Raw genomic sequence first — 24,933 nt, 5'->3', positions numbered from 1 at the left:
CTGACAGGCGCGCCCCTACCCCGGGGGCGTCAGGTGGGTGGGGGTGTCGTCCTGCAGCGCGGCGGTGCAGCCGCCTTCGCCTGGATGCTGTGACGGCCACTGCGTCACGCGATGACGATACGTGGGGCGCAGGCCGTCCAGCGCCCGGCACAGGGCCAGGTGCTGCTCGCGCGCCTGGCAGATCCGTGCACTCACGGCCAGGAACAGGCCGACGCCGACCACGCCAATATCCAGCAGGCCATCCGGCAGCCGCGCAAAGCCCAGGCTCACCGTCGATGCGGCCACGATCAACAGCACGATCACGCCGGCCGACAGGCCCGAGCCGAGCGCGAGGCCTTCTTCCCATGCCGCGCGTTGCGACCTACCGCCGTTCCGTTGCATCAGTGCGTCTCCCGTACAGGCGGTGTTTTTAGCACTGCACCTGTCGGGCCCGGCAGAGGCAAAGCCGTCAGCGCGGGGTTCCCCGGTACGCCGTCGCGGCGAACCATTACAAACCAGGCAGAGGGCGACGCTTGCCGCCCCCCGCCGTCCTTCATCGCATCGTGCCGGCCACGGCCGGCGGTGCGGCATCCTTCTGCTGGCCCCACCCGCCCAGCGCCTTGTATACGCCGACCACGCTGACGTTGACGGTCGATTCCGCAGCGGCCAGTGCATCGTCCGCCGCCAGCTGGGTGCGCTGCGCGTCGAGCAGGGTCAGGAAGTCCTCCGATCCCTCCCGATAGCGGATCTGCGCCAGCTGCTCGGCGCGCCGTGCGGCCTGCGCCTGCTCGGCCACGATCGCCAACCGGGCCTGCTGCTTGGCGTAACGGGTCAGCGCGTTCTCGGTGTCTTCCAGTGCCAGCAGCACCGCCTTCTCGTACTCGGCGGCCGCACCATCGGCCTGTGCCTTGCTGGCGCGCAGGCGTGCCTTGACGGTGCCGAAGTCGAACGCGGCCCAGCTGATCGACGGCGTCACCGACCAGGCCTTGTTGCTGCCGTTGACCAGGCCGCTGGCATCGCCGGACAGGAAGCCGACGAAACCGCTCAGGCTGATCCGCGGGAACAGGTCCGCCGTGGCCACGCCCACCCGGGCGGTGGCGGCGGCCAGGCGACGCTCGGCCACCCGCACGTCGGCACGCTGGCGCAGCAGGTCGGTGGTGTCACCCAACGGCAGCGCCTTGGCATACGGGGCGGCATCACGCGGTTCCAGCAGCGCATCCAGCGCATCCGGTCGCTGACCCAGCAGCACCGCCAGGCGATGCCGCGACTGCACTTCGGCCACTTCCAGCAACGGAATGTCGGCTTCGATCGCCTTCAACCGCGCGCGGCTGCTCTGCACGTCCAGTTCGCTGCCCGCGCCCAGTTCCCAGCGGGTTTCGGTCAGCTTCTGGGTGTCGCGCAGGTTCACCAGCGTGCGCTTGGCCACCTCGAGGCGCTTCTGCGTGCCACGCAGTTCGAAGTAGTTGCGCGCCACTTCGGCGGCCACCGTGACCTGTGCATCGGCAAGGTTGTCCTGCTCGGCACCGAGGTCCGCACGTGCCGCTTCGGCGGCACGACGCTGGCGCCCGAACAGATCCAGCTCCCAGCCGGCATCGAAGCCGAGCTGGTAGGTCTCGCTGAAGACACGCTCGCCGCCGGCCGTGAGGTCCGGCTGCTTGCGGCGGTCGTAGCTGCCACCGCTGGTGACGTGCGGCAGCTGGTCCAGCCGCTGCTCGACGAACACCGCACGGGCCTCGCGCACCCGCGACATCGCGATGCGCAGGTCCAGGTTGTCGCCCAACGCGTCGTGCACCAGCTGTTCCAGCACCGGGTCATCGAACTGCGCCCACCAGCTGGCCACCGGCGAGGTGGTGCTGAACACCGGCGCTGCGGCGCCCTGCAGGACCACCGGCTGCGCCGGGGGTGCCTGGTAGTTGGGGCCGACGCTGACGCAGCCGGCCAGCAGCGCGCTGGCAACGGCGACGGTCAACACACGGATCACCATGGCAGCACCTCACCCAGGTAGGTGAAGCTGCCGTTGGGGCCGTCGGCACCGATCAGCGCCATGCCCACGCTGGAGCGCGCACCGTCGGCGATTTCCAGCTCGCCCTCGCCACTGTTCATGTCGGTCTTCACGTAGCCGGGGTGCACGGTATTGACCTTGGTGGTGCTCTCGCGCAGTTCGTAGGCCAGCTGCACCGTCCACGCGTTCACCGCGCTCTTGGAGGCGTTGTAGGCCGGCACCGCGAAGCCGTAGATCGGCGAGCCCGGCTGGCTGTGCAGGGTCAGCGAACCCAGGATGCTGGACACGTTGACGATGCGACCCGCGGGCGACTGGTTGAGCAGCGGCAGGAACGCCTGGGTCACGGCAATCACCGCGAACACGTTGGTGTCGAAGGTGCTGCGCCAGGTGTCCAGGGTCTGCGCCGACGGTGCCAGCGCCGGGTTGTCGACCAGAATGCCAGCGTTGTTGACCAGGATGTCCAGGCGGCCGTGGCGGTCGCTGATCTCCTGCACGGCGGCGGCGATGCTGGCCGCGTCGACCACGTCGAGCTGGATCGCTTCCACCGGCAGGCCTTCGGCCTGCAGCTTCAGCGCTTCGGCCACGGCGGTGTCGCGCTTGCGGCCGGCCAGCAGCGTGTGCACGCCGGCCTGGGCCAGCTGGCGCACGGTTTCCAGGCCGATGCCACGGGTGGCACCGGTGACCAAAGCGATCTTGGAAGTAGCGGTATTCATGCGTAAGTCCTCGTGGGGGTCGGGATCAATGATGGAGGGTGGATTCGCCGTGGGCGACCAGCTTGCCGCCGCCATTGCGGCTGACAAACGTGCGCAGTGCCACGTAGAACACCGGGGTCAGGAACAGGCCGAACAGGGTCACACCGAGCATGCCGGCAAACACGGTGATACCGGTGACCGAGCGCACTTCCGCACCCGCGCCGTGCGACAGCACCAGCGGGATGGTGCCGGCGATGAACGCGATGGAGGTCATCACGATCGGACGCAGACGCAGACGGCAGGCTTCCAGCGCGGCGTCCACGATCCCCTTGCCGCCCATTTCCAGTTCGCGGGCGAACTCGACGATCAGGATCGCGTTCTTGCACGCCAGGCCCATCAGCACCACCAGGCCGACCTGCACGAACACGTTGTTGTCACCGCCGGTCAACCATACGCCGAACAGCGCGGACAGCAGGGTCATCGGCACGATCAGGATCACCGCCAGCGGCAGGGACCAGCTTTCATACAGCGCAGCCAGCACCAGGAACGCCAGCAGGATGGCCACCGGGAACACGATGAAGGCAGCCTTGCCCTGGGTGGCCTGCTGGTAGCTCAGGTCGGTCCATTCGGTGGTCATGCCGACCGGCAATACCTTGGCGGCAATGGCGGTCAGGTTGTTCATCGCTTCGGCAGACGACAGCAGGCGCGGGTCGGCTTCGCCGGCCAGGTCGGCGGCCGGGTAGCCGTTGAAGCGCAGCACCGGATCCGGGCCGTAGGTTTCCTTGACGGTCACCATCGAGCCGATCGGCACCATCTCGCCACGGTCGTTGCGGGTACGCAGCTTGCCGATATCTTCAACGCTGTTGCGGAACTGGCCGTCGGCCTGGGCGATCACCTGCCAGGTACGACCGAACTCGTTGAAGTCGTTGACGTACGACGAACCCAGGTAGGTCTGCAGGGTGTCGAACAGTTCGGTCAACTGCACGCCCTGCGCCTTGGCCTTGACCCGGTCCACTTCGGCATCCAGCTGCGGCACGTTGGCCTGGTAGCTGGTGATCGGGAAGGCCATGCCCGGGGTCTGCGCCACCGCGCCCTGCATCTGGCTGACCGCCGTCTGCAACGCGCCGTACCCAAGGTTGCCGCGGTCTTCAATGAACATCTGGTAGCCGTTGCCGTTGCCCAGGCCCAGGATCGGCGGCGGCATCATCGCGAACGCGAAGCCTTCCTGCAGCCCGGCGATCTTCTGGTTGATCTCGGCATTGATCTGCGCGGCGGTACGACCGTGACGCTCGTTGAACGGCTTGAGCGGAATGAACGCCACGCCGGTGTTGGGCGTGTTGGTGAACTGCAGTGCGTTCAGGCCCGGGAACGAAATGGTGTGCGCCACGCCCTCGGTTTCCTGCGCGATCTTGGCCACCTTGCGCAGCATTTCATCGGTGCGTGCGATCGACGAGCCTTCCGGCAGCTTCACGCCGGCGATCAGGTACAGCTTGTCCTGGGTCGGAATGAAGCCCGGCGGCACGACCTTGAAGATGAAGCCGGTCCCCACCAGCAGCACCGCATACACCACGAACACCGCGCCGCGGCGACCGAGGATCTTCGACACGCCGCGCTCGTACTTCTCCGAGCTGGACTTGAAGAAGCGGTTGAACGGACGGAAGATCCAGCCGAACAGGCGGTCGATGATGCGGGTCGGCGCATCCTTGGCCGCATCGTGCGGCTTGAGCAGGCGTGCGGCCAGAGCCGGCGACAGGGTCAGCGAGTTGATCGCCGAGATCACCGTGGAGATGGCGATGGTGACGGCGAACTGCTTGTAGAACTGGCCGGTGACACCGGACAGGAAGGCCATTGGCACGAACACCGCGCACAGCACCAGCGCGATCGCGATGATCGGCCCGGACACTTCCTTCATGGCCTGGTGCGCGGCCGCAAGCGGCGTCAGCCCTTCCTCGATGTTGCGCTCGACATTTTCAACCACCACGATCGCGTCATCGACCACGATGCCGATCGCCAGCACCAGGCCGAACAGGCTCAGCGTATTGATCGAGAAACCCAGCAGGTACAGTGCGGCGAACGTACCCACGATCGACACCGGTACCGCGATCAGCGGAATGATCGAGGCGCGCCAGGTCTGCAGGAACAGGATCACCACCAGCACCACCAGCGCGATCGCCTCGAGCAGCGTGGACACCACCGCCTTGATCGAATCGCGCACGAAGATGGTGGTGTCGTACACCGCTTCGTACTTGACGTCGTCGGGGAAGGTCTTCTGCATTTCGTCCATCGTGCCGATCACCGCATCGCGGATCTCCAGCGCGTTGGCGCCCGGCGCCTGGAAGATGCCGATACCCACCGCGTTCTTGCCATCCAGCTGCGAGCGCAGGGTGTAATCGCCCGCACCCAGCTCGACCCGGGCGACATCGGACAGGCGCACCACTTCGCCGTCGGTGCCGGCCTTGAGCACGATGTCGCCGAATTCCTGCTCACTGCGCAGGCGGCCCTGCGCGTTGATCAGGGTCAGGAACTGGCTGTTGGGCATGGGCTCGGCACCGAGCTGGCCGGCCGAGACCTGCACGTTCTGCTCGCGCATGGCGCGCACCACGTCGCTGGCGGTCAGGCCGCGCGAGGCCACCTTGTCCGGGTCCAGCCAGGCACGCATGGCGTAATCGCCACCGCCGAAGATCTGCGCATCACCCACGCCCTGGATGCGGGCCAGCGCGTCCTTGACGTGCAAACGGGCGTAATTGCGCAGGTACAGGGTGTCGTACTTGCCCTTGGGCGAGGTCAGGTGCACCACCATCAGGAAGGTGGGCGACTGCTTCTGGGTGGTCACACCCTGCCGGCGCACATCTTCAGGCAGGCGCGCCTGCGCCTGGGCGACGCGGTTCTGCACCTTCACCGCCGCATCGTCCGGGTCGGTGCCCGGGCGGAAGGTGACGGTCATCTGCAGCACACCGTCGGAGCCGGCCACCGACTTGAGGTACATCATGCCCTCAACGCCGTTGATCGCCTCTTCCAGCGGGGTGGCCACGGTTTCGGCGATCACCTTCGGGTTCGCGCCCGGGTAAACGGTGCGCACGACGACCGACGGCGGCACCACTTCCGGATACTCGCCGATCGGCAGCATCGGGATGGAGATCAGGCCGGCGGCGAAGATCACGATCGACAACACCGCCGCGAAAATCGGCCTGTCGATGAAGAAACGGGAAAAGTCCATGGGTGGATTCCTGGGGTTTCACCAACGCCGGCGTGCAGCACCCCTGCCGCTGTCGCAGGCGACAGCGGGAGCAGTGCCCCACGGGGCGTTGAAAGACTCGGTTGACCCGACGGTACAGCCGACTGTCTGCCGGCTGCCGTCGGTCGGCTGCTTTTAATTCAATGCGACAGGCGCAGCAGCCGCGGCCGGCTGCATCGCAACCGCCTTGGCCTGCACCGGCATGCCGGGCATGAAGACCTTCTGCACGCCATCGATGATCACGCGGTCGCCGGCCTTCAGTCCCTGCTGGACGATGCGCAGGCCTTCGGCGGTACGGCCCAGCGTGATGTCACGGCGCTGCGCCTTGCCGTCCTTGTCGACCACGTACACGTACTTGCGGTCCTGGTCGGTCAACACGGCCTTGTCGTCGATCAGCACGGCCTGGAACTCGCCGCTGCCGAGCAGCTGCACGCGGGCGAACAGGCCCGGAGTGAATGCACGGTCGGCGTTGTCCAGCAGCGCACGCACGCGGATGGTGCCGGTGCTACGGGTGACCTGGTTATCCAGGAAGTCGACCTTGCCTTCGTGCGGGAAGCCGTCTTCGCCGGACAGACCCACCTTCACCGGCAGCTCGCTGTCACGCTCGCTCGGGCGCTCGCCCTTGCGTGCCATCTGTGCGTAGCGCAGGAAGGTGCCTTCGTCGGCATCGAAGTAGACGAACACTTTGTCCAGCGACACCAGCGTGGTCAGCACGCTGGCACTGTCGCCGGCGGTGACCAGGTTGCCCGCGGTGACCATCGCGCGGCCGGCGCGGCCGTTGATCGGGGCGCGCACCTTGGTGAATTCCAGGTTCAGTGCCGCCGCATCCAACGCGGCCTGCGCGGCCTGCACGCTGGCACCGGCCTGGTCGGCGGCGGCACGGCGCTGCTCCCAGGTCTCGGTGGAGATGGCCTGCTGGTCGGACAGCTTCTTGGCGCGGTCGGATTCGCTGCGGGCCAGCGTGGACTGGGTGCGGGCGCGGGCCAGTTCGGCGCGGGCGCGGTCGTACTCGGCCTGGTAGCTGCGGGCGTCGATGGTGAACAGCACATCGCCCTTCTTCACCTCCTCGCCTTCAACGTAGTTGACCTTGTCGATGTAGCCGGACACGCGCGGACGCAGCTCGACGCTCTGCACCGCTTCGACGCGGCCGCTGAAGTCGTCCCACTGGCTGACCGGCTTGATCAGCACCGGCGCGGCGCTGACCGACGGCGGCGGCGGCATGCCGGCCTCTTCGGCGTGGCCGCCACTGCAGGCGGCCAGCACGGCAGCGGCGAGGATCGACACGCCGGCCATGGCCAGCCGTCGGGTGAAACGAGAGGGAGTGGGAATGTGGGAGGTCATGACATGCATCCGTGTACGGAAAGGGGGGTGATACGAAATCTGACGTGCGTGCGGGGCGACGTGGGTGGGTAGCCTGAGACCTGAACCTTGGTAGAGGTCAAGCGGTGCCGGCGGTGTTGTGCGACAGCGGAGGAAGTGCGTCCAGGTGCAGCAGGCCGCGCGGCAGTTCGGCATCGCGCGCGTCGCACCGGACGATGGCGCGGTTGTCCGTACAGTTGTCCAGCAGCGACACCAGGCGGCGGCCGACCAGCAGCGCGCTCGGCCATTCGATGCAGGCGTTGGCCGCATTGGTCGGGGTGCATACCGGGTTGCACACTTCCAGCATCTGCGCGCGCACGCCCAGCGCCTGCGCTTCCTGGTGCAGCACCTGCGCGTACATGCGCGTGGTGGACATGGTGATGGACGACTCACCGTGCCCGGCCCACGGCTTGAAGCCCGCCGGCCCGCCGACCAGCACATAGCGGCGGGTGTGCGCGCCACCGCGCAGCAACGGCAGCAGGTGGCGGCCGGCATGCACGTGGGGCATCACATCGGCCTGCAGCGCCTGCAGCAGCGCATCGCCGCTGCGGTCGGTGACCCGACCACGGTTGTACGGGCCGCCCATCGCATCGACGACGGCCGCAAGCGGGCGCCGGCGGGCGCCCATCCGCTCGGCCACGGTGCGTGCCGACCCGTCATCGCCAAGCGAGCCCAACAGGGTCTCAAGCCCCGGCTCATCGGCGAACTGGTCCTGCAGGGCTGCCAGCCGACCGGGATCGCGGCCAACCACCAGGACCGGGCTGCCGGCCTCCAGCAGCGCAGCCACGATGCCCTGCCCGACGCTGCCGGTGCCGCCAAGCACCAGCACCTCGGGGGCCAGCGTCCCACTCATGGGACTTTAACTCCCGTCGTCGGGATAATCCCAATTCGACCCAGTTGACCGCCATGGCGGGCGCCGAAGCTCAGGCTGCCACCACGCTGCATGTTGGCGGGAGGGGTAAACTCGCGGAAAGCCTTGCGGGAGAAGGTGGACGGGCGCTTCTCAACGGTCAGGGCCAGCTCCAGCGAGGGCGTGCGGCCGCTGAGTACGCGGCCAAGAATGTTGCGCAACCACATGGTTGGCGTCCTTCAATTCGGGAATGGCGCCAGATTAGTCCTCAAACACCCCCTTGATTAGTCCGGATTAAGGGGAATAATCGTCCCGTACCCGGCACAATCTTTCGGGCACCCTACCCCCACCCCGAATCGGATCCCGTTATGGCCCACGATCTCAACGACACGCTGATCTTCGTCAAGGTGGTCGAGCAAGGCAGCTTCATTGCCGCCGCCAATGCGCTCGGCCTGCCCAAGACCACTGTCAGCCGCAAGGTGCAGGACCTGGAGACGCGCCTGGGCGCGCGCCTGCTGCACCGGACCACCCGGCGGTTGGGCCTGACCGAGGCCGGGTCGGTGTATCACGAGCATTGCCAGCGCATCGCGCGCGAGCTGGAAGAAGCCGAGGGTGCGGTCAACCAGCTGCAGTCCGGCCCGCGCGGCTGGCTGCGCTTCACCGTGCCCTACTCGATCGGCATCACCTGGATCGCACCGCTGCTGGGGCAGTTCCATGCCCAGTACCCGGAGATCCAGCTGGACATGCATCTGGGCAACGAGAAGCTGGACCTGATTGCAGGCGAGGCGGACCTGGCGCTGCGCGTGGGCACCCTGCCCGACTCCAACCTGGTGGCGCGCAAGCTGGGCAGCCTGCGCACGCAGGTGTTCGCCAGCCCGGCCTACATCGAACGCTACGGCGAGCCGCTGCATCCGGACGAGCTGCAGTTCCACCGCATCCTGGCAATGCGCAAGGCGCGCAACCTCAACAACAACCGGTTCTTCTGGCAGCTGGGCGAAAACGGCGGCGACCTGCGCGATTTCCCGGTCAACCCGCTGCTGGTGGCCAACGATCCGTCCGCGCTGAATGGCGCGCTGGTCTGCGGTGAAGGGCTGTTGCTCACCGGCGACGTGATGGCCAAGCCATTCGTCGAATCGGGCATGGTGCGCCGCGTGCTGGCCGGCTGGACCGGGCCGGAAGTGGATTTCAACGCGGTGTTTGCCGGTGGCCGGCTGGTATCGCCGAAGGTGCGCGCGTTCGTCGACTTCCTGGTGGAGAAGCTGAACTTCGACGCCAACTACATGCTGGCGCAGTGCCCGGCCGCGAAGCTGGCCAAGCAGCAGCAGACGCAGGTGGAAGCGGAGCTGCAGGAGACCGGGAAGCGGATTCTGGAGACGGTGACGGCGGCATGACCCGAGGGTAGCCGGCTGGGTAGAGCCGACTGTTGGTCGGCTGCTCTCCGGACGGGAAGGCAGCTGACTAACAGTCAGCTCTACCCAGTCGGCATTACAGAAAATGCCGCCCAGTGGGGCGGCATTTTCGCATTGCGCCGGCATTGCCGACCCAATGCAATAAAACGCGCGGGCGCGTTTTATTGTTGCAACGGAATCACGCGGATCTCCACGCGGCGGTTCTTCGCACGGCCCGCATCGGTGCTGTTGTCGGCAATCGGGTACGCCTTGCCAGCGCCCAGCGTTTCTATACGCACGCTCTGCACGCCCTGCGCGGTCAGGTACGACGCCACCGAATCGGCGCGCTCCTTCGACAGCTTGTTGTTGACCGCATCGCTGCCGATGCTGTCGGTGTGGCCGACCACTTCGATCATGGTCTGGTTGTACTCATTGAGCGTGCTCGCCACGCCGTTGAGCGCGCCATAGAACTGCGGCTTCAGCGCGGACTTGCCGAAGTCGAAGGTCACACCGTCCGGCAGGTTGAGCACGATGTTGTCGCCCTGGCGCTGCACGTCGATGCCGGTGTTGGCGGTGCGCTCGCGCAGCTCCCGCTCCTGCTTGTTCTGGTACGCACCCACACCGGCACCGGCCAGTGCGCCGATACCTGCACCCACCATGGCGTGCTGGCGGCGCTCGGTGGCGCTGTCGCCGGTGAGCAGGCCTGCGGCCACACCAATCGCGGTACCGATCAGCGCATTGCGGCCGGTGCGGCTCTGCTGCTCGGTCGGGTTGCCGTACGGGTCGCTCTGCACATAGGAACCGCCGGTGGCGCAGGCCGACAGGGCGGCTGCGGTCATCAGGGCCAGGGCCACGTTGCGGGGTGCGGGTCGGATCATGTGTTTTCTCCTAGTTGCCGGCGGTCGGCGTGCGAACGGCCAGAAGCATAAACACGCAGACGCGATGCCGACATGATGAACACGCACATATTCGGCAGTTCATTCAGGTTGCTGTCTCTACCCCGTGTGCCGATAGGCGGCCAGCGCCGCGTCACGACCGGTCGCCAGATCGACCAGCGGTACCGCCGGATAACCCGGTGCCGACTCGGCCAGCAACGCCGGCGATTGCCAGGGCGCGAACCGCGCCTTCACCGGCAACGCCGCCAGCTCGGGCACCCACCGCGTGATGTAACGCGCCTGCGGATCGAACTTCTGCGACTGGGTGACAGGGTTGAAGATGCGGAAGTACGGCGCCGCGTCCGCGCCGGTGCCGGCTACCCACTGCCATCCCATCGTATTGTTGGCCAGGTCTGCATCCACCAGCGTGTCCCAGAACCAGCGCGCGCCATGCAGCCAGTGCTGGCGCATGTGCTTGCACAGGTAACTGGCCACGATCATCCGCACGCGGTTGTGCATGTAGCCCGTGGCCCACAGCTCGCGCAGGCCCGCATCGACGATGGGCACGCCAGTGCGACCCTGTTGCCAGGCCTGCAGCTGCGCCTCATTGGGCGCGGCCCAGCGGAACGTCGCAAAGCGTGGATTGAGGTTGTCCTCCGGCGTCTGCGGGAAGTGATGCAGCAGGTGGTACGAAAACTCCCGCCAGCCCAGCTCGCGGATGTAGCCGTCGATGTCGGCATCGCGGCTCGCACTGCGCTCCTGCTCCAACCGCCGCACGATCTGCCACGGCGAGATCTCACCGAAATGCAGGTGCGGCGACAACAGCGACGTGCCCACCCGATCCGGCAGGTCGCGCTGCTGCCGGTAGCCATTCAATGCGCCGTCGATGAACACCCCGAGCGCCTCCTGCGCGCCTGTTTCGCCCGGCTGCCAGTGGTCCCAGAACTGCCGATCCCAACCAAGGGTGGGTGCCAGCTGCAACGCGTCCAGGGGACCGCCCTGGACCGTGTGTACCGGCAGCGCGTCCGGCAGCGCGACGGGCGCCGGCAGGTGCATGCGGGTCAGCGCGTTGCGCCAGAACGGAGTGAACACCTTGTATGGCCCGCCCTGCAGCGTGGCCACGTCCCACGGCTCGAACATCAGGCTGCCGTTGTGGCTCCCGGCATCGATGCCCTGCTCGCGCAGCTCGCGCTTGATGCGTGCGTCACGCGGTTGCGTGGCCGGTTCGTACTTGCGGTTCCAGTACACCGCCACCGCGCCGGTGGCGTCGATCAGCGCCTGCAGCTCCGCCTGGCTGTCACCCTGGCGCAGCACCAGGGCCGAGCCGCGGGCACGCAGATCGGCATCGAGTGCCGCGAGCGAGCGGTGCAGCCATGCATTCGAGGCGCCGCCCGGTGCCCACTGCCCTTCCTCATGCGGTGCATGGATGTAGACCGGCACGGGGGTATGCCCCGCGTCGAGTGCGGCCTGCAGCGCCGGGTTGTCCTGAAGGCGAAGATCGCGGCGAAACCAGACCAGAGCTACCGACACGGACACCGCCCACGCTTGAAATGAGCCCACATGATAACGACCGGCAGTGAAGGGGACACACGCGCCCTTCGCGCCACCGCCATGCCGCCTGCACCCGCCCTGCACGCCACCCGCGACAAGGTGTGACCTGCCCCAGCCGCACGTTGCCAAGGCCACCGGTCATGGGCGTGATTGCTCCCCTCTCCCCATGTCCTGGATGCCATCGTCATGCCCCCTATCCTGCCCGCCGTGGGTTATTCCACCGACGTCGAACACCGCGACGCCGACGAGGACGCGACCATCGCCGAACTGGCGAAGGTATTCACCGACATGGCCGGCGTCGTCGCCGAGCATGAAGGCCACGCCCACCGTGCGGTGCATGCCAAGGGCCACGCGTTGCTGCGGGGGCGCTTCCGCGTGCTGGACGGGCTGGCGTCGGAGCTGCGCCACGGCCTGTTTGCGGCACCGGCTGAGTACAACGCACTTGTTCGCCTCTCGTCACCGCCGGCCGAGCAGCTGCCCGACACCGTATCGACCCCGCGCGCGATGGCGGTGAAGATCCTGGACGTGCCGGGCGAACGCGTGGAAGGCGGCGACGAGCTGCACAGCCAGGACTTCCTGATGGTCAACGGCCCGGCATTCAACACGCCCGGCATCCGTGGCTTCCTGCGCTCGGCCAAGCTGCTGGCCGCCACCACCGAACGCATGCCGCGCACCAAGCAGGTGCTGTCCGCCACCCTGCGCGGTACCGAGGCGGCGCTGGAAGCCGTCGGCGGTCAAAGCGCCACGTTGAAGGCACTGGGCGGCGAGCCGCAGCACCATCCCCTGGGCGAGACGTTCTTCACCCAGGTGCCGTTCCGCTATGGTCCCTTCATCGCCAAGTTCTCGTGGCGGCCGATTTCACCCGCGCTGCTCGCACTGAGCGGGCAAACGCTGACCTCGGCACCGGATACGCAGCGCGATGCGATCGCGGCATTCTTCGCGCAGCCCGACGCGCTGGCCGAGTGGGAACTGCGCGTGCAGCTGTGCCGCGACCTGGAACGCATGCCGATTGAAGATGCCTCGGTGGTCTGGCCGGAAGATCTCAGCCCGTACCTGCCTGTCGGACGATTGACGGTGGGCGCTCAGTCGTCGTGGAGTCCGGAGGCTGAAGCGAACGAAGACAGCCTGGCGTTCGCTCCGTGGCATGCGCTGGCCGCACACCGCCCTCTGGGCAGCCTCAACCGCGCGCGCCGCGTGGTGATGGCCGCCTCACGCCAGTTCCGCGCGCAGTTCAACCGCTGTCCCATCCACGAACCGACGTGACACCATGCCCGCCGTAGAGCCACGCCCTGCGTGGCTGCGGGGTGGCAACACGCCAAGCTCCTCGCTGAGCGCATTGCGTCATCGCTTCTACGTGGCCCGCCACAGCGTTGAAGGAGGCGAAAGGCGGCACGCCTGACCGCCGTTTCGACACGCCACACGCTGCCGCGTGCGGGAGCCCGTCATGGGCCGTCGCAGCCACGCAGGGCGTGGCTCTACGGCGCGGTGGCCGTATCATGCCTGCACCGGCCATCAGGCGGTACTCCAGCCGGGTGTCGTACACCTCCGTGTAGCCGGCGTCGGTGCCTCGCCGCGGGTCAGCCCTTCAATCGCCCTTGGCGCGCCGTTGCTGTTCGTCGAACCGTTGCATGGACGCGCGGATCAGCAGATTCGCCTCGGCCGCAGTACCCCAGCCGTTGAGCTGCACCGGGTTGCGGCCTTCGGGCAGGTCCTTGTAGACGCGGAAGAAGGCCTCGATGCGCTGACGCTCGATCAACGGCAGGTCCTGCAGGTCGCGGATGTCGGCGTAGGTCGGGTCGATCTTGTCGGTGGGCACGCCGATCACCTTTTCGTCGTGCTCGCCGTTGTCGATCATCCTGAGGTAGCCGATCGGGCGGAAGCGCACGATCACGCCCGGATGCAGCGGCTCACGGGTCAGCACCAGCGCGTCGAGCGGATCGTTGTCGCCGGCCAGCGTGCGCGGCATCGAGCCGTAGTTGGCCGGGTACGCGACCGGCATGGACTGGAAGCGGTCCACGTGGACCAGCCCGTCGTCCTTGATCTCGTACTTGGTGAAACTGCCGGCGGGAATCTCCACCGCGAGGTTGGCTTCCTCGGGCGCTTCCCTGGGCTGCGCGGCCAGGAACGGGTGCAGGATGGCGTTGCTGGCCAGGCTGGCGCCGGTGAGCAGGAGCAGTGCGCTGGCCAGGGCGATGAGCGGAAGCGTGCGATTCATGGGAGCTCCGTTACGACACGTCATTCCCAGCAACGGTCCGCGCGACCCTTCAGGGTCTGGGTGCGCGTGCAGTCGCGGGGGGCGATGCGGCCCTCGGTCAGTTCGGTCCTGCGCTTGCTGCCGTCCGCCGACCGGTTCAGTTCAAACGCGTCGTACAGCCTGCCGGTCACCGTCCGTGCTTCGTAGCGCAGGTGGCGTGGATCGATTGTGAGCACCTGGTACAGCTGGGTGTCTTCGCCCACCGGTGCCATGGTCGCGCGCGCCTCGTCGGACAGGCGGTACTGCTTCGGACCGGCCACGGTGACCACGTACTGCGGGGTGGCGTCCTGGCCCTCGCCCCGCCGGCCGTAGGTGTGGTCGTGGCCCTGCAGGACCAGGTCCACCTTGTGGCGGCGCACCACCGGCAGCAGCACATCGCGCAGTTCGGCATTCTCGCGCCCCTCGCGCGGGGAATAGAACGGCTGGTGCAGCAGCACGATGCTCCACGGGTGCGGGTTGTCGCGCAACACCTTGTCCAGCCACGCCGCCTGCGCCTGCGCCGTGCCCAGGTCGAGTGCCGAGGTGCCGTCGAGCACTGCGATGCGCACGCCCTGGTAGTCGAACCAGTAAGTGCTGGTGTCGGCCGCCGTCACGCCGTTGCGCGGCAGGGCGAACGTCACCGGCCAGTGCCGGCCCAGCACACGGCGTTCCTGCGGGGTGTCCTCGAACTCCTCGACGTACTCGTGGTTGCCGATGGCCGGGGCCACCGCGGTTTCCTGCGGCAGCCAGCCGGCGGCGGCGAACCACTCGCCCCACTCGCTGTCGTCCTGGCCATCGCCGCCGCTGACCAGGTCGCCGGCAAACAGGCTCAGGCGTGCCTCGGGGGCGGCCTTGAGGCCCGCACGGAGCACGCGCGACACATGGCTGAGGTTCTTGTTCTGGGTGTCACCGAAGTACAACAGGGTCAGCGGCTGCTCTGCGCGACCGGCGGTGCGCAGCTGGTTCCAGGCACCCGACGTGCCATTGCCCTGCACCCGCCACAGGTACAGCGTGTCGGGTGCCAGGCCGACCACGTCGGCGCGGTGATGGTGCGAACGGCCCAGCTCGGTGTCCAGCGGCGTGGTCACGGCCGTCACGCGGGTCGGCGTGCCGACATCGGGCGAATCGCCAGCGACCACCCACTCCAGCACGGGCGCAGTCACGGTGGTGTCGGTACGCCAGGCAACGGCGAAGCCGCGCGCGGCATCCTGCGCGGGCGAGGCGACGATGCGGTCCGGGAAACCGGTGGCGGCGTAGTGGCGGTTGCCCGCCGGCACCTGGGTGTTGGGCTCGGCCGTGCCCTCTGGCGCAGCCGACACGGATGCGCTGGCGAGCAGCAGCGCCACGGCCAGTGCGCGGGCGCAGGCGTGCACGCCGATCAAGGCGCACACTCCAGCGGCAGCGACAGCTGTCTGGCCACGCTGGCCCAGTCGAACGCGACCACGCCCTGGTCGTCGTGCACGGCGTACAGCGCGCCGTGCGGGAAGCGCGGCGACGCCGCCTGGCTCAGCCAGATGCCATCGGTGTTGGCGACCGTGTTGCCCTGGAACGCGCCCACATGCTTGAACGTGTGGCGGTCGAACAGGTGGAACACGCTGCGCTGCTTGCCCTGCTCGGTGGTGATCCACCAGCCGTCCTTGCCGCAGGTGCGCAGCATCACGCCTTCGGCCTGCGCCTTGAACGCATCGCGACCGAACGTGGTACCGCTGAACGTGCCCTCCAGCGAGTACACCTTGATTTCGCTGGCGTAGGTTTCGTCTTCTTCGGCGATCAGCAGGCGGTCGTTGGCCGGGTCGCCCCAGATCGATTCGACCACGCGCAGCGCACCGGCTTCACCGGTGTCGCCGATGCTCGCGGCGAGCGAGGCCTGGAGCGTGCCGTCCTTCACCTGCAGCGCATAGCGACGCACGCGCTTGTCCAGCTCGGCCAGCGGCGGCAGCACGTCGTTGCCCTGCGCGTCTTCGCCCGCGTCGTACGAGTCGGTCACGTACACGTCGTAGCCGGTGGCCTGCTTGTTGACCCACAGCCCGTACGGCTTGCGCAGGTCGTCGGTGGCGAAGCTGCCCAGCGGCGTGAAATCCGGCAGCTGCAGCACCTGCACGCGGTGGTTGTCGCGCTCCACGATCAGGACCAGGTCGTCGACCACGGCGATGCCGTTGGGTCGCCCGAACTGGCCGGGCGCCGTGCCGGTGCTGCCCACATCGCGCAGGTGCGCACCGGTCTGGCCGTCATACACCACCAGCTTGTCGGTGGCCTTGGCGGTGGCAATCAGCCATACCTGCCCCTCCGGCGTGGTCCAGCTGGCCGGCGAGTCGATGTTGTCGGCGGGTGTCATCGGGGTCACGAATGCCTCGGCCACGGTGGCCACGACGCGGCCGGTGGTGGCCGCCGCCGGGTCCACGGGTGCCGGCGTGCAGCCGGCCAGCACCGCGAGCGTGAGCAGACCGATCACGGGGCGTGCGCGCATCACAGCGCCACCTTCAGGCCCAGCGCATAGGTGCGGCCGTACTCTTCATTCTGCAGGGTCCGCGAACGAACGCCCTGGTAGAGCTCCAGCGGCTTGTCGAGCAGGTTCTGCGCTTCGAAGTACACGCTCACGTTGGACGTGATCTTGTAGTCCAGGCTGAAATCGAGCTGGGTGTTGGGTGCCACGTAGATGTCGTACGCGCGGCTGTCGCCCAGCGTGTCGAGGTATTCACTGCGGTACACGGCCGCGATACGGGTGCTGAAGCCAGCCTTCTCATAGCCCAGGTGGGCGCTGTAGACGTGCTTGGAGGCGCGCGGCAGGGTGAAGTCGTCGTCGGCACGGCCGTCCAGGCCCGGGTTGAAGTCGGTCTCCAGCCAGGTGCCGCTGGCGCCGACCAGCAGGCCGTCCCAACCCGCCGGCAGAAAGCTCAGCTGCTGCTGCCAGTTGAACTCGGCGCCGTACACCTTGGCCTTGTCGCCGTTGATCACGCGGGTGACCTCGAAGCCCGGGTAGTCCGGATCGCTGTCGCTGACCGTGTTGACGATGTAGCCGTCGATGGACTTGTGGAACAGGCCCAGCGAGAGAATGCCGGTGCTGCCGATGTAGCGTTCCATGGAGAGGTCAAGGTTTTTGGACGCGTACGGATCCAGTTCCGGGTTGCCCAGCCGCACTTCCTCGTCGCCACGGTTGTAGCCGATGCGCGGGGCGATGTCGCCGAACGACGGGCGCGATACGGTCTTGTTGGCGGCCGCGCGCAGTACCCAGTCGCTGCCGGCGTCGTAGCGCAGGTGCAGGCCGGGCAATACGTTGGTGTAGCTGCGGTCGGCGCTGAGCGGGGTGACGGTGTAGCTGCGGCCGTTGGCGGCCACATCCACGCGGTTGCCGGTGGCCTGGAACCGGGTGTTCTCCACCCGCACGCCGCCGATGACGCGCAGGTTGCCCACGTCCCACGTACCCATGGCGTAGGTGGCGAAGATGTCTTCGCTGGCGGTGTAGTCCTCTTCCAGCGAGGTGATCGCATTGCCGCCGACATCCTGCGGACGGGCACTGTACTGGCTGCCGAACTGCGCCCAGTAGCGGCGCATGGCGTCCGAGCTCATGCCCTGCCCCAGGCTGCCGCCACGGTGATCGGGCGTCGAGGTGGTCCAGTCGGACAGGGCCACGTCCGGGCCAACCCGCAGTTCGCGCTCGTCGGTATCCACGTCACGGTCGCGCCAGCGGCCGAGCAGGCCGAACTTGTAGCTGCTGTTGTCGCCGTCGAAGCGGATGTTGACCTGCGCGCTGTGTTCCTTGTCGTCCACGCGCTTGGGCGAGACCACGAAGCGGTCGAAATCGTAGTTGCCGTTGTCCATCCAGCTGGCATCGCTGAGGGTGTAGCGCGGAATGCCGCTGTTCTGGTCCACGGTGGCGGCCAGGTCGTCGCCGTTGTATTCGAAGCGCGCTTCCATTTCGTCGTTGACGCGTTCTTCGGTGCGGGTATAGCCGATCTTGTAATCGAGCACCGCATTGGTCAGGCGGTTCTCGCCGCCGAGGCTGGCCGCGAAGGTGTTTTCCTTCTTGGTGCGGTAGCGCATGCGCTTCTGGATCGCATCGGCCGGCAGGTCGTCGACGCGGTACTGGTTGCTGCCCAGTGCGGTGACCTCGCCATCGCCGAAGTTGAAGATCGTGCGCTGGCGGGTTTCGGCATCGTCGAACTGGCTGTACAGGGTGCGCAGGTAGTACTGGCTGTCCTCGTTCGGGCGCCAGTCGAGATTGAGATTGGCGCCGATGCGCTTGCGCTCGATCTCGTACTTGCGGTGCTGCAGACTGGTGGCGAACAGATCGTCTTCGTCGCCGCCATCGAACTCGGCGTACTCCACTTCGCTGTTGTCGGACTCGAACGTGCGGTTCTGGTAGTTCACACCCAACGCGACGCCGAAGGTATCGGCGAAGACTTCGCTGTAGTTGAAGGCGGCCTTGGGGCTGGTGTGGCCCGAGAGGTCCTGGTGGCTGGCCTCGATCTTGCCGCGCAGGCTGCGCCCGTCCCGGTCGAAGGCCGATGCCGATTCCACCAGGATCGCGCCGCCGATGGCGTCGCCCGGCATGTCCGGGGTGGGCGACTTGACCACGCGCAGGCGCTCGGTGGAGTCCGACGGAATGACGTCCAGCGGCGCGGCGCGGCTGGAATCTTCCGGGGTGCCGATGGCGATGCCGTCCACGCTGACGCTGTTGAGGTTGGCATCCAGGCCGCGGACGACCACGAAGCGGCCTTCGCCCTGGTCGCGGGTGACGCTGACGCCCGGCAGGCGCTGCAGCGATTCGGCCACGTTCTTGTCCGGGTACACGCCCATGGCGTCGGACGATACCGCGTCCTGGATCGCATCGCTGCTGCGCTTGAGGTCGACCGCACGGGTCTGCGACTCCAGCTGCGGGCGCACTTCAACGCGGTCCAGCTCGGTGGCCGCCGCAGCGCCGGCGAGGTCCCCACTCGCGGCGGCCACGGCAGGCGCGGTGGACAGGACCAGCAATGACAGGCTGATGGCGAGCCCCAACGGCGATTTCTTCTGCACAGCATCCCCAACGGTGTAAAGGTTGGGTCAGCACGGTATGTCCGCGAGGTTGCACGGGCATGACACCGGTGGCGACGGCGAGGGCCAGGCGATGCCGCTGGCCCGGTACAGCGCGGGTGCGGCAAAATGGTGCCCTCCCCGTTTTGTTGGCATTCCCATGAAAATCGTCGAAGTCCGCCACCCGCTGGTGCAGCACAAGATCGGCCTGATGCGCGACGCGTCCCTGAGCACCAAGGACTTCCGCGAGCTGGCCAACGAACTCGGCGGCCTGCTGGCCTATGAAGCCACCGCCGACCTCGACACCGAGGCCCACACCATGGCCGGTTGGGCCGGTCCGGTCACGGTCCAGCGCATTGCCGGGGCGAAGATCACCGTGGTGCCGATCCTGCGTGCGGGGCTGGGCATGCTCAGCGGCGTGCTGTCGCTGATTCCGGCGGCGCGGGTGAGCGTGGTTGGCCTGCAGCGCGACGAGGAAACGCTGCAGCCGGTGCCCTACTTCGAGCGCCTGACCGGCCGCCTGGAAGAGCGCGACGCGCTGATCCTGGACCCGATGCTGGCCACCGGCGGCACCCTGATCGCTACCATCGACATGCTCAAGCGTGCGGGCGCGCGCCGGATCAAGGGCATCTTCCTGGTCGCCGCGCCGGAAGGCATCGCCGCCGTGCAGGCCGTGCACCCGGATGTGGAGATATTTACCGCGGCCATCGACGCCCGGCTCAACGAGAAGGGCTACATCCTGCCGGGCCTGGGCGATGCCGGCGACCGGATTTTCGGAACGCGCGTGGCGGGCTAGAACGAAACGGGGACGTACCCCGTTAATTCGGGGGTTGCGGCCAAGTCGATTAACGGGGTACGTCCCCGTTTTATCCGGTGGGCCGTGGAGGTCTGCCGGTGTGATTGCGGTGGGTCGCAGCCACGCATGGCGTGGCGCTACGCCAGGGCCCTTGCTTTCAACTCGCCCTGCTCGTGGGCGGTGCCGAAACGGCCCTTCTCGTCGCGGGTGACCTGGGCCATTGCGACCTGCGGGTCGTGGGTAAAGAACAGGTGCACGTTGCGCGCGAGTTTGTCCTCGAGGAAGCTGCGCTTCTCGTCGATCAGCAGTTCGGCGTTGCGGTCATAACCCATGGTGATCGGTACGTGCACCCACGAGCGGCCCGGGATCAGGTCGGCACAGAACACCACGCCTCCGCGCGACTGACCGTCGCTCTGCTCGGGGCCGACGATCTCGGCCAGCATCAGGCCCGGGGTGTGGCCATCGCTGAAGCTGAAACGCACGCTCTCGCCGAGCGTGCGCGAATACGGTCCCTGCACGATTTCCAGCCGGCCGCTGTCGCGCAGCAGCTGCGGCAGCTCGGGAATGAAACTGGCGCGGTCGCGCGGGTGCGGATGCAGCGCGCGTTCCCAGTGTTCGGCACCGACCAGGAAGGTCGCGTTGGGGAACAGCAGCTCCGCATCGCGGCCTTCGCTCCACGGCGCCAGCAGGCCGCCGGCATGGTCGAAGTGCAGATGGCTGAGCACCACCACGTCGATGTCCTCATGCTCGAAGCCGGCTTCGCGCAACGACTCGATCAGCACGTGGCTCGGCTCCTGCACGCCGTAACGGTCACGCAGCTTCGGTTCGAAGAAGGCGCCGATCCCGGTTTCGAACAGCACCGTCTTGCCCGCCAGCGGACTGGCCAGCAGTGCACGGCAGGCCAGCTCGATCCGATTGAGATCGTCCGGTGCCGCCCATTTTTCCCAGACCGCACGGGGAGCGTTGCCGAACATCGCACCGCCGTCGAGCTTTTGTGAGTTACCGCGGATGGACCATAGTTTCATCGGTAAATTATCCGGCGACGGGCGTTAATAATTCGCTATGTGCAAAACGCAGAAACCCCGCCGTGGCGGGGTCTTCGTGTTTTCCAGGCCGGCGTGATTGCCGGCCAACGGGCGTTACCGTGCGGGCGCGATGGCGCCGGAGCCGACCGGGTTGCGCTTGTCGCTGCCCACGCTGAGCGCGTTGCTGCGGCGGTTCCATTCCACGGTCTGCAGGTTGCCCCACACATGGCTGGAGCCACGGCCGCCTTCGGCGCTGTCGCCAGGCAGGTCGATCTTGTGACCCATGGCCTGCAGCTGCTTGATGGTGGCCGCGTCGAAGGCACCGCTTTCGGCGTCGATCACATCCGGCAGCCACTGGTGGTGGAAGCGCGGCAGCGCGGCAACCTGCTGTGCGGTCAGGCCGTCGTCGTAACCCAGCACACCCAGCAGCACCATGGTGATGATGCGGCTGCCGCCCGGGGTGCCCAGCACCACCACCTTGTCGCTGGACTCCATGAAGGTGGGCGTCATCGAACTGAGCATGCGCTTGCCCGGCTTTGGTGCGTTGGCCGCGTAACCCATCACGCCAAAGGCGTTCGGCGTGCCCGGCTTCAGCGCGAAATCGTCCATTTCGTTGTTGAGCAGCACGCCGGTGCCCGACGGAATCAGGCCCGAGCCGTACAGCAGGTTCACGGTCTGGGTCGCGCCGACGCGGTTGCCCTGCGGGTCGATGATCGAGAAGTGCGTGGTCTCGTCGTCTTCCAGCGGGGTCGGATTGCCCGACAGCAGGTCGCTGGGCGTGGCCTTCTCCGGGTGGATGGTGGCACGCAGGCCCTGCGCGTAGTCGCGGCTGGTCAGCACCTTCTGCGGGATCTGCACGAAGTCCGGGTCGCCCAGGAAGAAGGTGCGGTCACGGAACGCGCGACGCATCGCCTCCACCACCAGGTGCGTGCGGTGCGCCGGGTCCATCGACTTCAGGTCCCAGCCTTCCAGGATCTGCAGCATGGAGGCCAGCGCGATGCCGCCCGACGACGGCGGCGAGGCCGTGGTGATCTTCCAGTCGCGGTAATGGAACACGATCGGCTCGCGCTGCTTGACCCGGTAACCGGCCAGCTCTTCGGCGGTCCAGCGGCCACCGGCCTGCTTCACCCCGGCCAGCAGCAGTTTGCCGGTCTGGCCACGGTAGAAACCGTCGAAGCCCTGGGCGCCCAGCCGCTCCAGTGTTGCCGCCAGTTCGGGCTGGCGGAACATGTCGCCCTCGGCGATCGGCGTGCCGTTGCGCAGGTACACCTCGCGCGTTCCGGGATAGCGCTCCATGACCTCGCGGCGCGAGGCATAGCCCTTGGCCATGCGCGCGTACACCGGGAAGCCCTCGCGCGCGATGCGGATCGCCGGGGCCAGCGAGGCCTGCAGCGGGAGCTTGCCGTGCTTGGCCGACAGCTCCACCAGCGCTGCCGGCAGACCCGGAATGCCGGCCGACCATGGGCCGTTCACCGAACGGTCGCGGTCCAGCTCACCCTTCCTGTCCAGGAATGCCTCGGGCGTAGCCGATTCCGGCGCGGTCTCGCGCGCATCCAGCATTATGTCCTTGCCGGTGGTCGCATCGTGCAGCAGGAAGAACCCACCGCCACCCAGCCCCGAACTGATCGGCTCGACCACGGCCAGCGTGGACGACACCGCCACCGCCGCATCGAAGGCATTGCCGCCCTGGGCCAGGATCTCCATGCCGGCCTCGGTGGCCAGATGGTGGCCACTGGCGATGGCCGCACCTTCGGGATGGGGAGCCAGCGCGGCCTGGGAGGGCTCGGCGGCCCACAGCGCCGGCGTCCACAACAGGACGAGCAGCAACCAGCGACGGGAGGGGGTGTTCATTCGGGCGCAGACTCCGCATAGAGTTCGGGATGATCGCGCTGGAGCCCAAACAGCTTGGCCAGCAGCGCTTCCTGGGTTTCCGGGATGTCCGGATCGGGATCGATGCACTCCACCGGGCAGACCACCACGCACTGGGGTTCGTCGAAATGCCCCACGCATTCGGTGCAGCGTGCAGGGTCGATCACGTAGATGGTGTCACCCATCGAAATGGCCTGGTTGGGACAGGCGGGCTCGCATACGTCGCAGTTGACGCAGAGCTCATTGATTTTCAGCGACATGGCGTTACTCCACGCCAGTGCCGGCAGAGGAAAACCGGCCTGCGCATGCGCGCGGGCCGGTCAACGGCGGCGTCCTTGGCGGACACCGCCCGGGCCGCACCCGAAGGCACGGCCGCCAGGGCACGGCTTACTTGGCTTCGACGAAGATGTACTCGGCGCCGGTCGGCTGGATGATCGACTGCACGCGGGCATTGTCAGCGGCCAGGCCGATGAACACCACGCGCACACCCTTCATCGAGTCCGGCGACACGTCCTTGAACACGGCCTGGATCATGTCGGCCATCTTGCCCGAGGCAGACGAACCGAAGGCCAGCATGTTGCCCGGCTGCACGCCACGCGCGACGGCGTTGGTGGCGCTTTCAACCTGACGCTCGTACTTGGCCTGGAACTCCGGATCCGATTCCGGCGAGAGGTAGTACAGGAACGGGCTGTTGGTGATGTTGCCCATGTTCTGCACGGCCACGGACTGCAGGTACTTCTTCCAGCCCGCATCGTCGTCCTTGGCCGGGGCGACCAGCGCCTGCTGGGCTTCGGCGACCGGAGCGGCCTCTTCCTTCTTGCAGGCGGTGAAGGCCAGCGCGAACGACGCGATCAACATGGCACGCATGGTGTTGTTCATGGAATTCCTCCCTCTTGGTGATTCTTGGTATGTGTGGATCTGACGGGTTTTACGACTGGCCCGACTTCGCTTCGCGGACCCTGCGCAGCGCCTCGAGCACGGACGCCGGCACGAAGCCGGACACGTCGCCGCCCAGGCGGGCGATCTCGCGGACCAGCGAAGACGAAATGAAGCTGTGCTGCTCGGCCGGGGTCAGGAACAGCGTCTCGACCTCCGGAATCAGGTGGCGGTTCATGCTCGCCATCTGGAATTCATATTCGAAATCGGACACCGCGCGCAGGCCGCGCAGCAGGACCCCGCCCTGCACCGAACGTACGAAATGCGCCAGCAGGGTATCGAAACCAATGACGTCCACATTGCGGTTGTGGCCCAGTGCATCGCGCGCCAGCTGTACGCGCAGCTCCAGCGGCAGCGTCGGCCCCTTGGAGGGACTCTGCGCTACCCCCACCACCACCTTCTCGAACAACGGCGCGGCCCGGTTCACCAGGTCGATGTGACCGTTGGTGATCGGATCGAAGGTGCCCGGGTATACGGCGATGCGGCGGTTGGCTACGGTCATGCGGAAGCTACGCGTTCTGATCTGGTGAAAGTGTAGCAGCGGCGCGCCTGTACAGGGCAAAGCGGACCTCACGGGTGGCCCCCTCGCGGTGCAGCAGCCAGCCGGCGGGCACCCGCAGGGTCTGCCCGGCGGGCGATTCCAGGTACAGCCAGGCGTCCGCGGCCAGGTGTGGCCCCAGCCCCGCCAGCACGGCCTCCCACAGGCCATCGGCAAAGGGCGGGTCGATGAAGACGAGGTCGGCCTGCCCGGCCGCACGCTGGCCCAGCCACTGCAGCGCATCGGCCTGGACCACCTCGACCTGCGCCTGCGCTCCCAGCCGGCCCACCGAGTCGCGCAGCTGACGGGCCAACGCCGCGTCCTTCTCCACCAGGGTGGCGTGCGCGGCGCCGCGCGAGACCGCCTCCAGGCCCAGCGCCCCGCTGCCGGCGAACAGGTCCAGCACCCGGGCCCCGCCCAGGCGCGGCATCAGCCAGTTGAACAGCGTCTCGCGGACCCGGTCGCTGCTCGGTCGCAGCCCGGGGGCCAGCGGTACCGGCAGCTTGGTGTTGCGCCACTTGCCGCCGATGATGCGGACCTGGCCGGTGGCCGCCGCAGGAGAGGGTCGAGATTTCATCGGTGCATTGTAGAG

22 protein-coding genes are annotated in these 24,933 nt (G+C 67.4%); 3 read left to right on the top strand and 19 right to left on the bottom strand.

Annotated elements, in window-relative coordinates; genetic code table 11:
• Positions 1-15: 15 nt before the first annotated feature.
• From RT456_RS06555 to RT456_RS06525, 7 genes are all read right to left on the bottom strand, one after another.
• Entirely contained in the window at positions 16-381 is a 366-nt protein-coding gene (locus RT456_RS06555; RefSeq protein ID WP_313344112.1) for a hypothetical protein, read from the bottom strand.
• Positions 382-532: 151 nt separating this feature from the next.
• Positions 533-1,963 (bottom strand): efflux transporter outer membrane subunit, encoded by a 1,431-nt coding sequence (locus RT456_RS06550; protein ID WP_313344109.1) that lies wholly within the window; start codon positions 1,961-1,963, stop codon positions 533-535.
• Positions 1,957-2,694, bottom strand: coding sequence for an SDR family oxidoreductase (locus tag RT456_RS06545; protein WP_313344107.1), 738 nt, complete (start codon positions 2,692-2,694; stop codon positions 1,957-1,959). Before RT456_RS06545 ends, RT456_RS06550 begins: the two co-directional genes overlap by 7 nt.
• 25 nt (positions 2,695-2,719) lie before the next feature.
• Positions 2,720-5,890, bottom strand: a complete 3,171-nt coding sequence (locus RT456_RS06540) for a multidrug efflux RND transporter permease subunit (RefSeq protein ID WP_313344104.1) — start codon at positions 5,888-5,890, stop codon at positions 2,720-2,722.
• Positions 5,891-6,043: 153 nt separating this feature from the next.
• A complete protein-coding gene (locus RT456_RS06535; protein WP_313344101.1) occupies positions 6,044-7,249 on the bottom strand; it encodes an efflux RND transporter periplasmic adaptor subunit in 1,206 nt (401 codons plus the stop codon).
• A 97-nt stretch (positions 7,250-7,346) separates the two neighbouring features.
• Complete coding sequence (locus RT456_RS06530) at positions 7,347-8,120, bottom strand: SDR family NAD(P)-dependent oxidoreductase (protein WP_313344099.1); 774 nt, start codon at positions 8,118-8,120, stop codon at positions 7,347-7,349.
• Positions 8,117-8,344, bottom strand: a complete 228-nt coding sequence (locus RT456_RS06525; protein ID WP_313344096.1) for a hypothetical protein — start codon at positions 8,342-8,344, stop codon at positions 8,117-8,119. The genes RT456_RS06530 and RT456_RS06525 overlap by 4 nt, the downstream gene beginning before the upstream one ends.
• A gap of 141 nt (positions 8,345-8,485) precedes the next feature.
• Between RT456_RS06525 and RT456_RS06520 the strand changes: the two genes are divergently transcribed.
• On the top strand, positions 8,486-9,508 hold the full coding sequence (locus RT456_RS06520) for a LysR family transcriptional regulator (protein WP_313344093.1): 1,023 nt from the start codon (positions 8,486-8,488) through the stop codon (positions 9,506-9,508).
• Positions 9,509-9,687: 179 nt separating this feature from the next.
• Here the strand turns inward: RT456_RS06520 and RT456_RS06515 are convergent, their stop codons facing one another.
• Both RT456_RS06515 and RT456_RS06510 read right to left on the bottom strand, forming a co-directional pair.
• Complete coding sequence (locus RT456_RS06515) at positions 9,688-10,383, bottom strand: OmpA family protein (RefSeq protein WP_313344091.1); 696 nt, start codon at positions 10,381-10,383, stop codon at positions 9,688-9,690.
• A gap of 117 nt (positions 10,384-10,500) precedes the next feature.
• The gene (locus RT456_RS06510; protein ID WP_313344089.1) at positions 10,501-11,910 is read right to left on the bottom strand and encodes a deoxyribodipyrimidine photo-lyase; all 1,410 of its coding nucleotides are present in this window, start codon (positions 11,908-11,910) and stop codon (positions 10,501-10,503) included.
• A gap of 207 nt (positions 11,911-12,117) precedes the next feature.
• Between RT456_RS06510 and RT456_RS06505 the strand changes: the two genes are divergently transcribed.
• Positions 12,118-13,194 carry a catalase family protein gene (locus RT456_RS06505; protein WP_313344087.1) on the top strand — a complete coding sequence of 359 codons (1,077 nt, stop codon included), beginning with the start codon at positions 12,118-12,120 and terminating at the stop codon, positions 13,192-13,194.
• A 322-nt stretch (positions 13,195-13,516) separates the two neighbouring features.
• Here RT456_RS06505 and RT456_RS06500 read toward each other — a convergent pair whose 3' ends face one another.
• From RT456_RS06500 to RT456_RS06485, 4 genes are read right to left on the bottom strand one after another with little or no spacing between them, the layout of a single operon-like run.
• Positions 13,517-14,146: an inorganic diphosphatase gene (locus tag RT456_RS06500; protein WP_313344085.1), complete on the bottom strand. Its 630-nt coding sequence runs from the start codon at positions 14,144-14,146 to the stop codon at positions 13,517-13,519.
• Positions 14,147-14,166: 20 nt separating this feature from the next.
• A complete protein-coding gene (locus RT456_RS06495) occupies positions 14,167-15,537 on the bottom strand; it encodes a metallophosphoesterase family protein (RefSeq protein WP_313344189.1) in 1,371 nt (456 codons plus the stop codon).
• A 5-nt stretch (positions 15,538-15,542) separates the two neighbouring features.
• Positions 15,543-16,631, bottom strand: a complete 1,089-nt coding sequence (locus RT456_RS06490; protein ID WP_313344082.1) for a phytase — start codon at positions 16,629-16,631, stop codon at positions 15,543-15,545.
• Positions 16,631-19,180 (bottom strand): TonB-dependent receptor, encoded by a 2,550-nt coding sequence (locus tag RT456_RS06485; RefSeq protein WP_313344079.1) that lies wholly within the window; start codon positions 19,178-19,180, stop codon positions 16,631-16,633. Before RT456_RS06485 ends, RT456_RS06490 begins: the two co-directional genes overlap by 1 nt.
• Positions 19,181-19,337: 157 nt before the next feature.
• On the opposite strand from RT456_RS06485, the gene upp reads away from it, so the two are divergent.
• Positions 19,338-19,973, top strand: a complete 636-nt coding sequence (upp, locus tag RT456_RS06480; protein ID WP_313344076.1) for a uracil phosphoribosyltransferase — start codon at positions 19,338-19,340, stop codon at positions 19,971-19,973.
• Between the two features lie 137 nt (positions 19,974-20,110).
• On the opposite strand, the gene RT456_RS06475 is transcribed toward upp, so the two are convergent.
• From RT456_RS06475 to rsmD, 6 genes are all read right to left on the bottom strand, one after another.
• Entirely contained in the window at positions 20,111-20,998 is an 888-nt protein-coding gene (locus RT456_RS06475; protein ID WP_313344073.1) for an MBL fold metallo-hydrolase, read from the bottom strand.
• Between the two features lie 114 nt (positions 20,999-21,112).
• Complete coding sequence (gene ggt / locus RT456_RS06470; RefSeq protein WP_313344071.1) at positions 21,113-22,849, bottom strand: gamma-glutamyltransferase; 1,737 nt, start codon at positions 22,847-22,849, stop codon at positions 21,113-21,115.
• A complete protein-coding gene (locus RT456_RS06465; RefSeq protein WP_313344069.1) occupies positions 22,846-23,127 on the bottom strand; it encodes a YfhL family 4Fe-4S dicluster ferredoxin in 282 nt (93 codons plus the stop codon). The genes ggt and RT456_RS06465 overlap by 4 nt, the downstream gene beginning before the upstream one ends.
• A gap of 127 nt (positions 23,128-23,254) precedes the next feature.
• Entirely contained in the window at positions 23,255-23,746 is a 492-nt protein-coding gene (locus RT456_RS06460) for a hypothetical protein (RefSeq protein ID WP_313344067.1), read from the bottom strand.
• A 49-nt stretch (positions 23,747-23,795) separates the two neighbouring features.
• Positions 23,796-24,305 (bottom strand): pantetheine-phosphate adenylyltransferase, encoded by a 510-nt coding sequence (gene coaD, locus RT456_RS06455; RefSeq protein ID WP_313344065.1) that lies wholly within the window; start codon positions 24,303-24,305, stop codon positions 23,796-23,798.
• Between the two features lie 7 nt (positions 24,306-24,312).
• Positions 24,313-24,918 (bottom strand): 16S rRNA (guanine(966)-N(2))-methyltransferase RsmD, encoded by a 606-nt coding sequence (gene rsmD / locus RT456_RS06450; RefSeq protein ID WP_313344187.1) that lies wholly within the window; start codon positions 24,916-24,918, stop codon positions 24,313-24,315.
• Positions 24,919-24,933 lie beyond the last annotated feature (15 nt).

It is taken from the genome of Stenotrophomonas sp. (genome assembly GCF_032099025.1).
GTDB lineage: Bacteria > Pseudomonadota > Gammaproteobacteria > Xanthomonadales > Xanthomonadaceae > Stenotrophomonas.
Note: the sequence above shows the minus strand (reverse complement) of the source record. Positions and strands in the feature narration are given on the sequence as shown.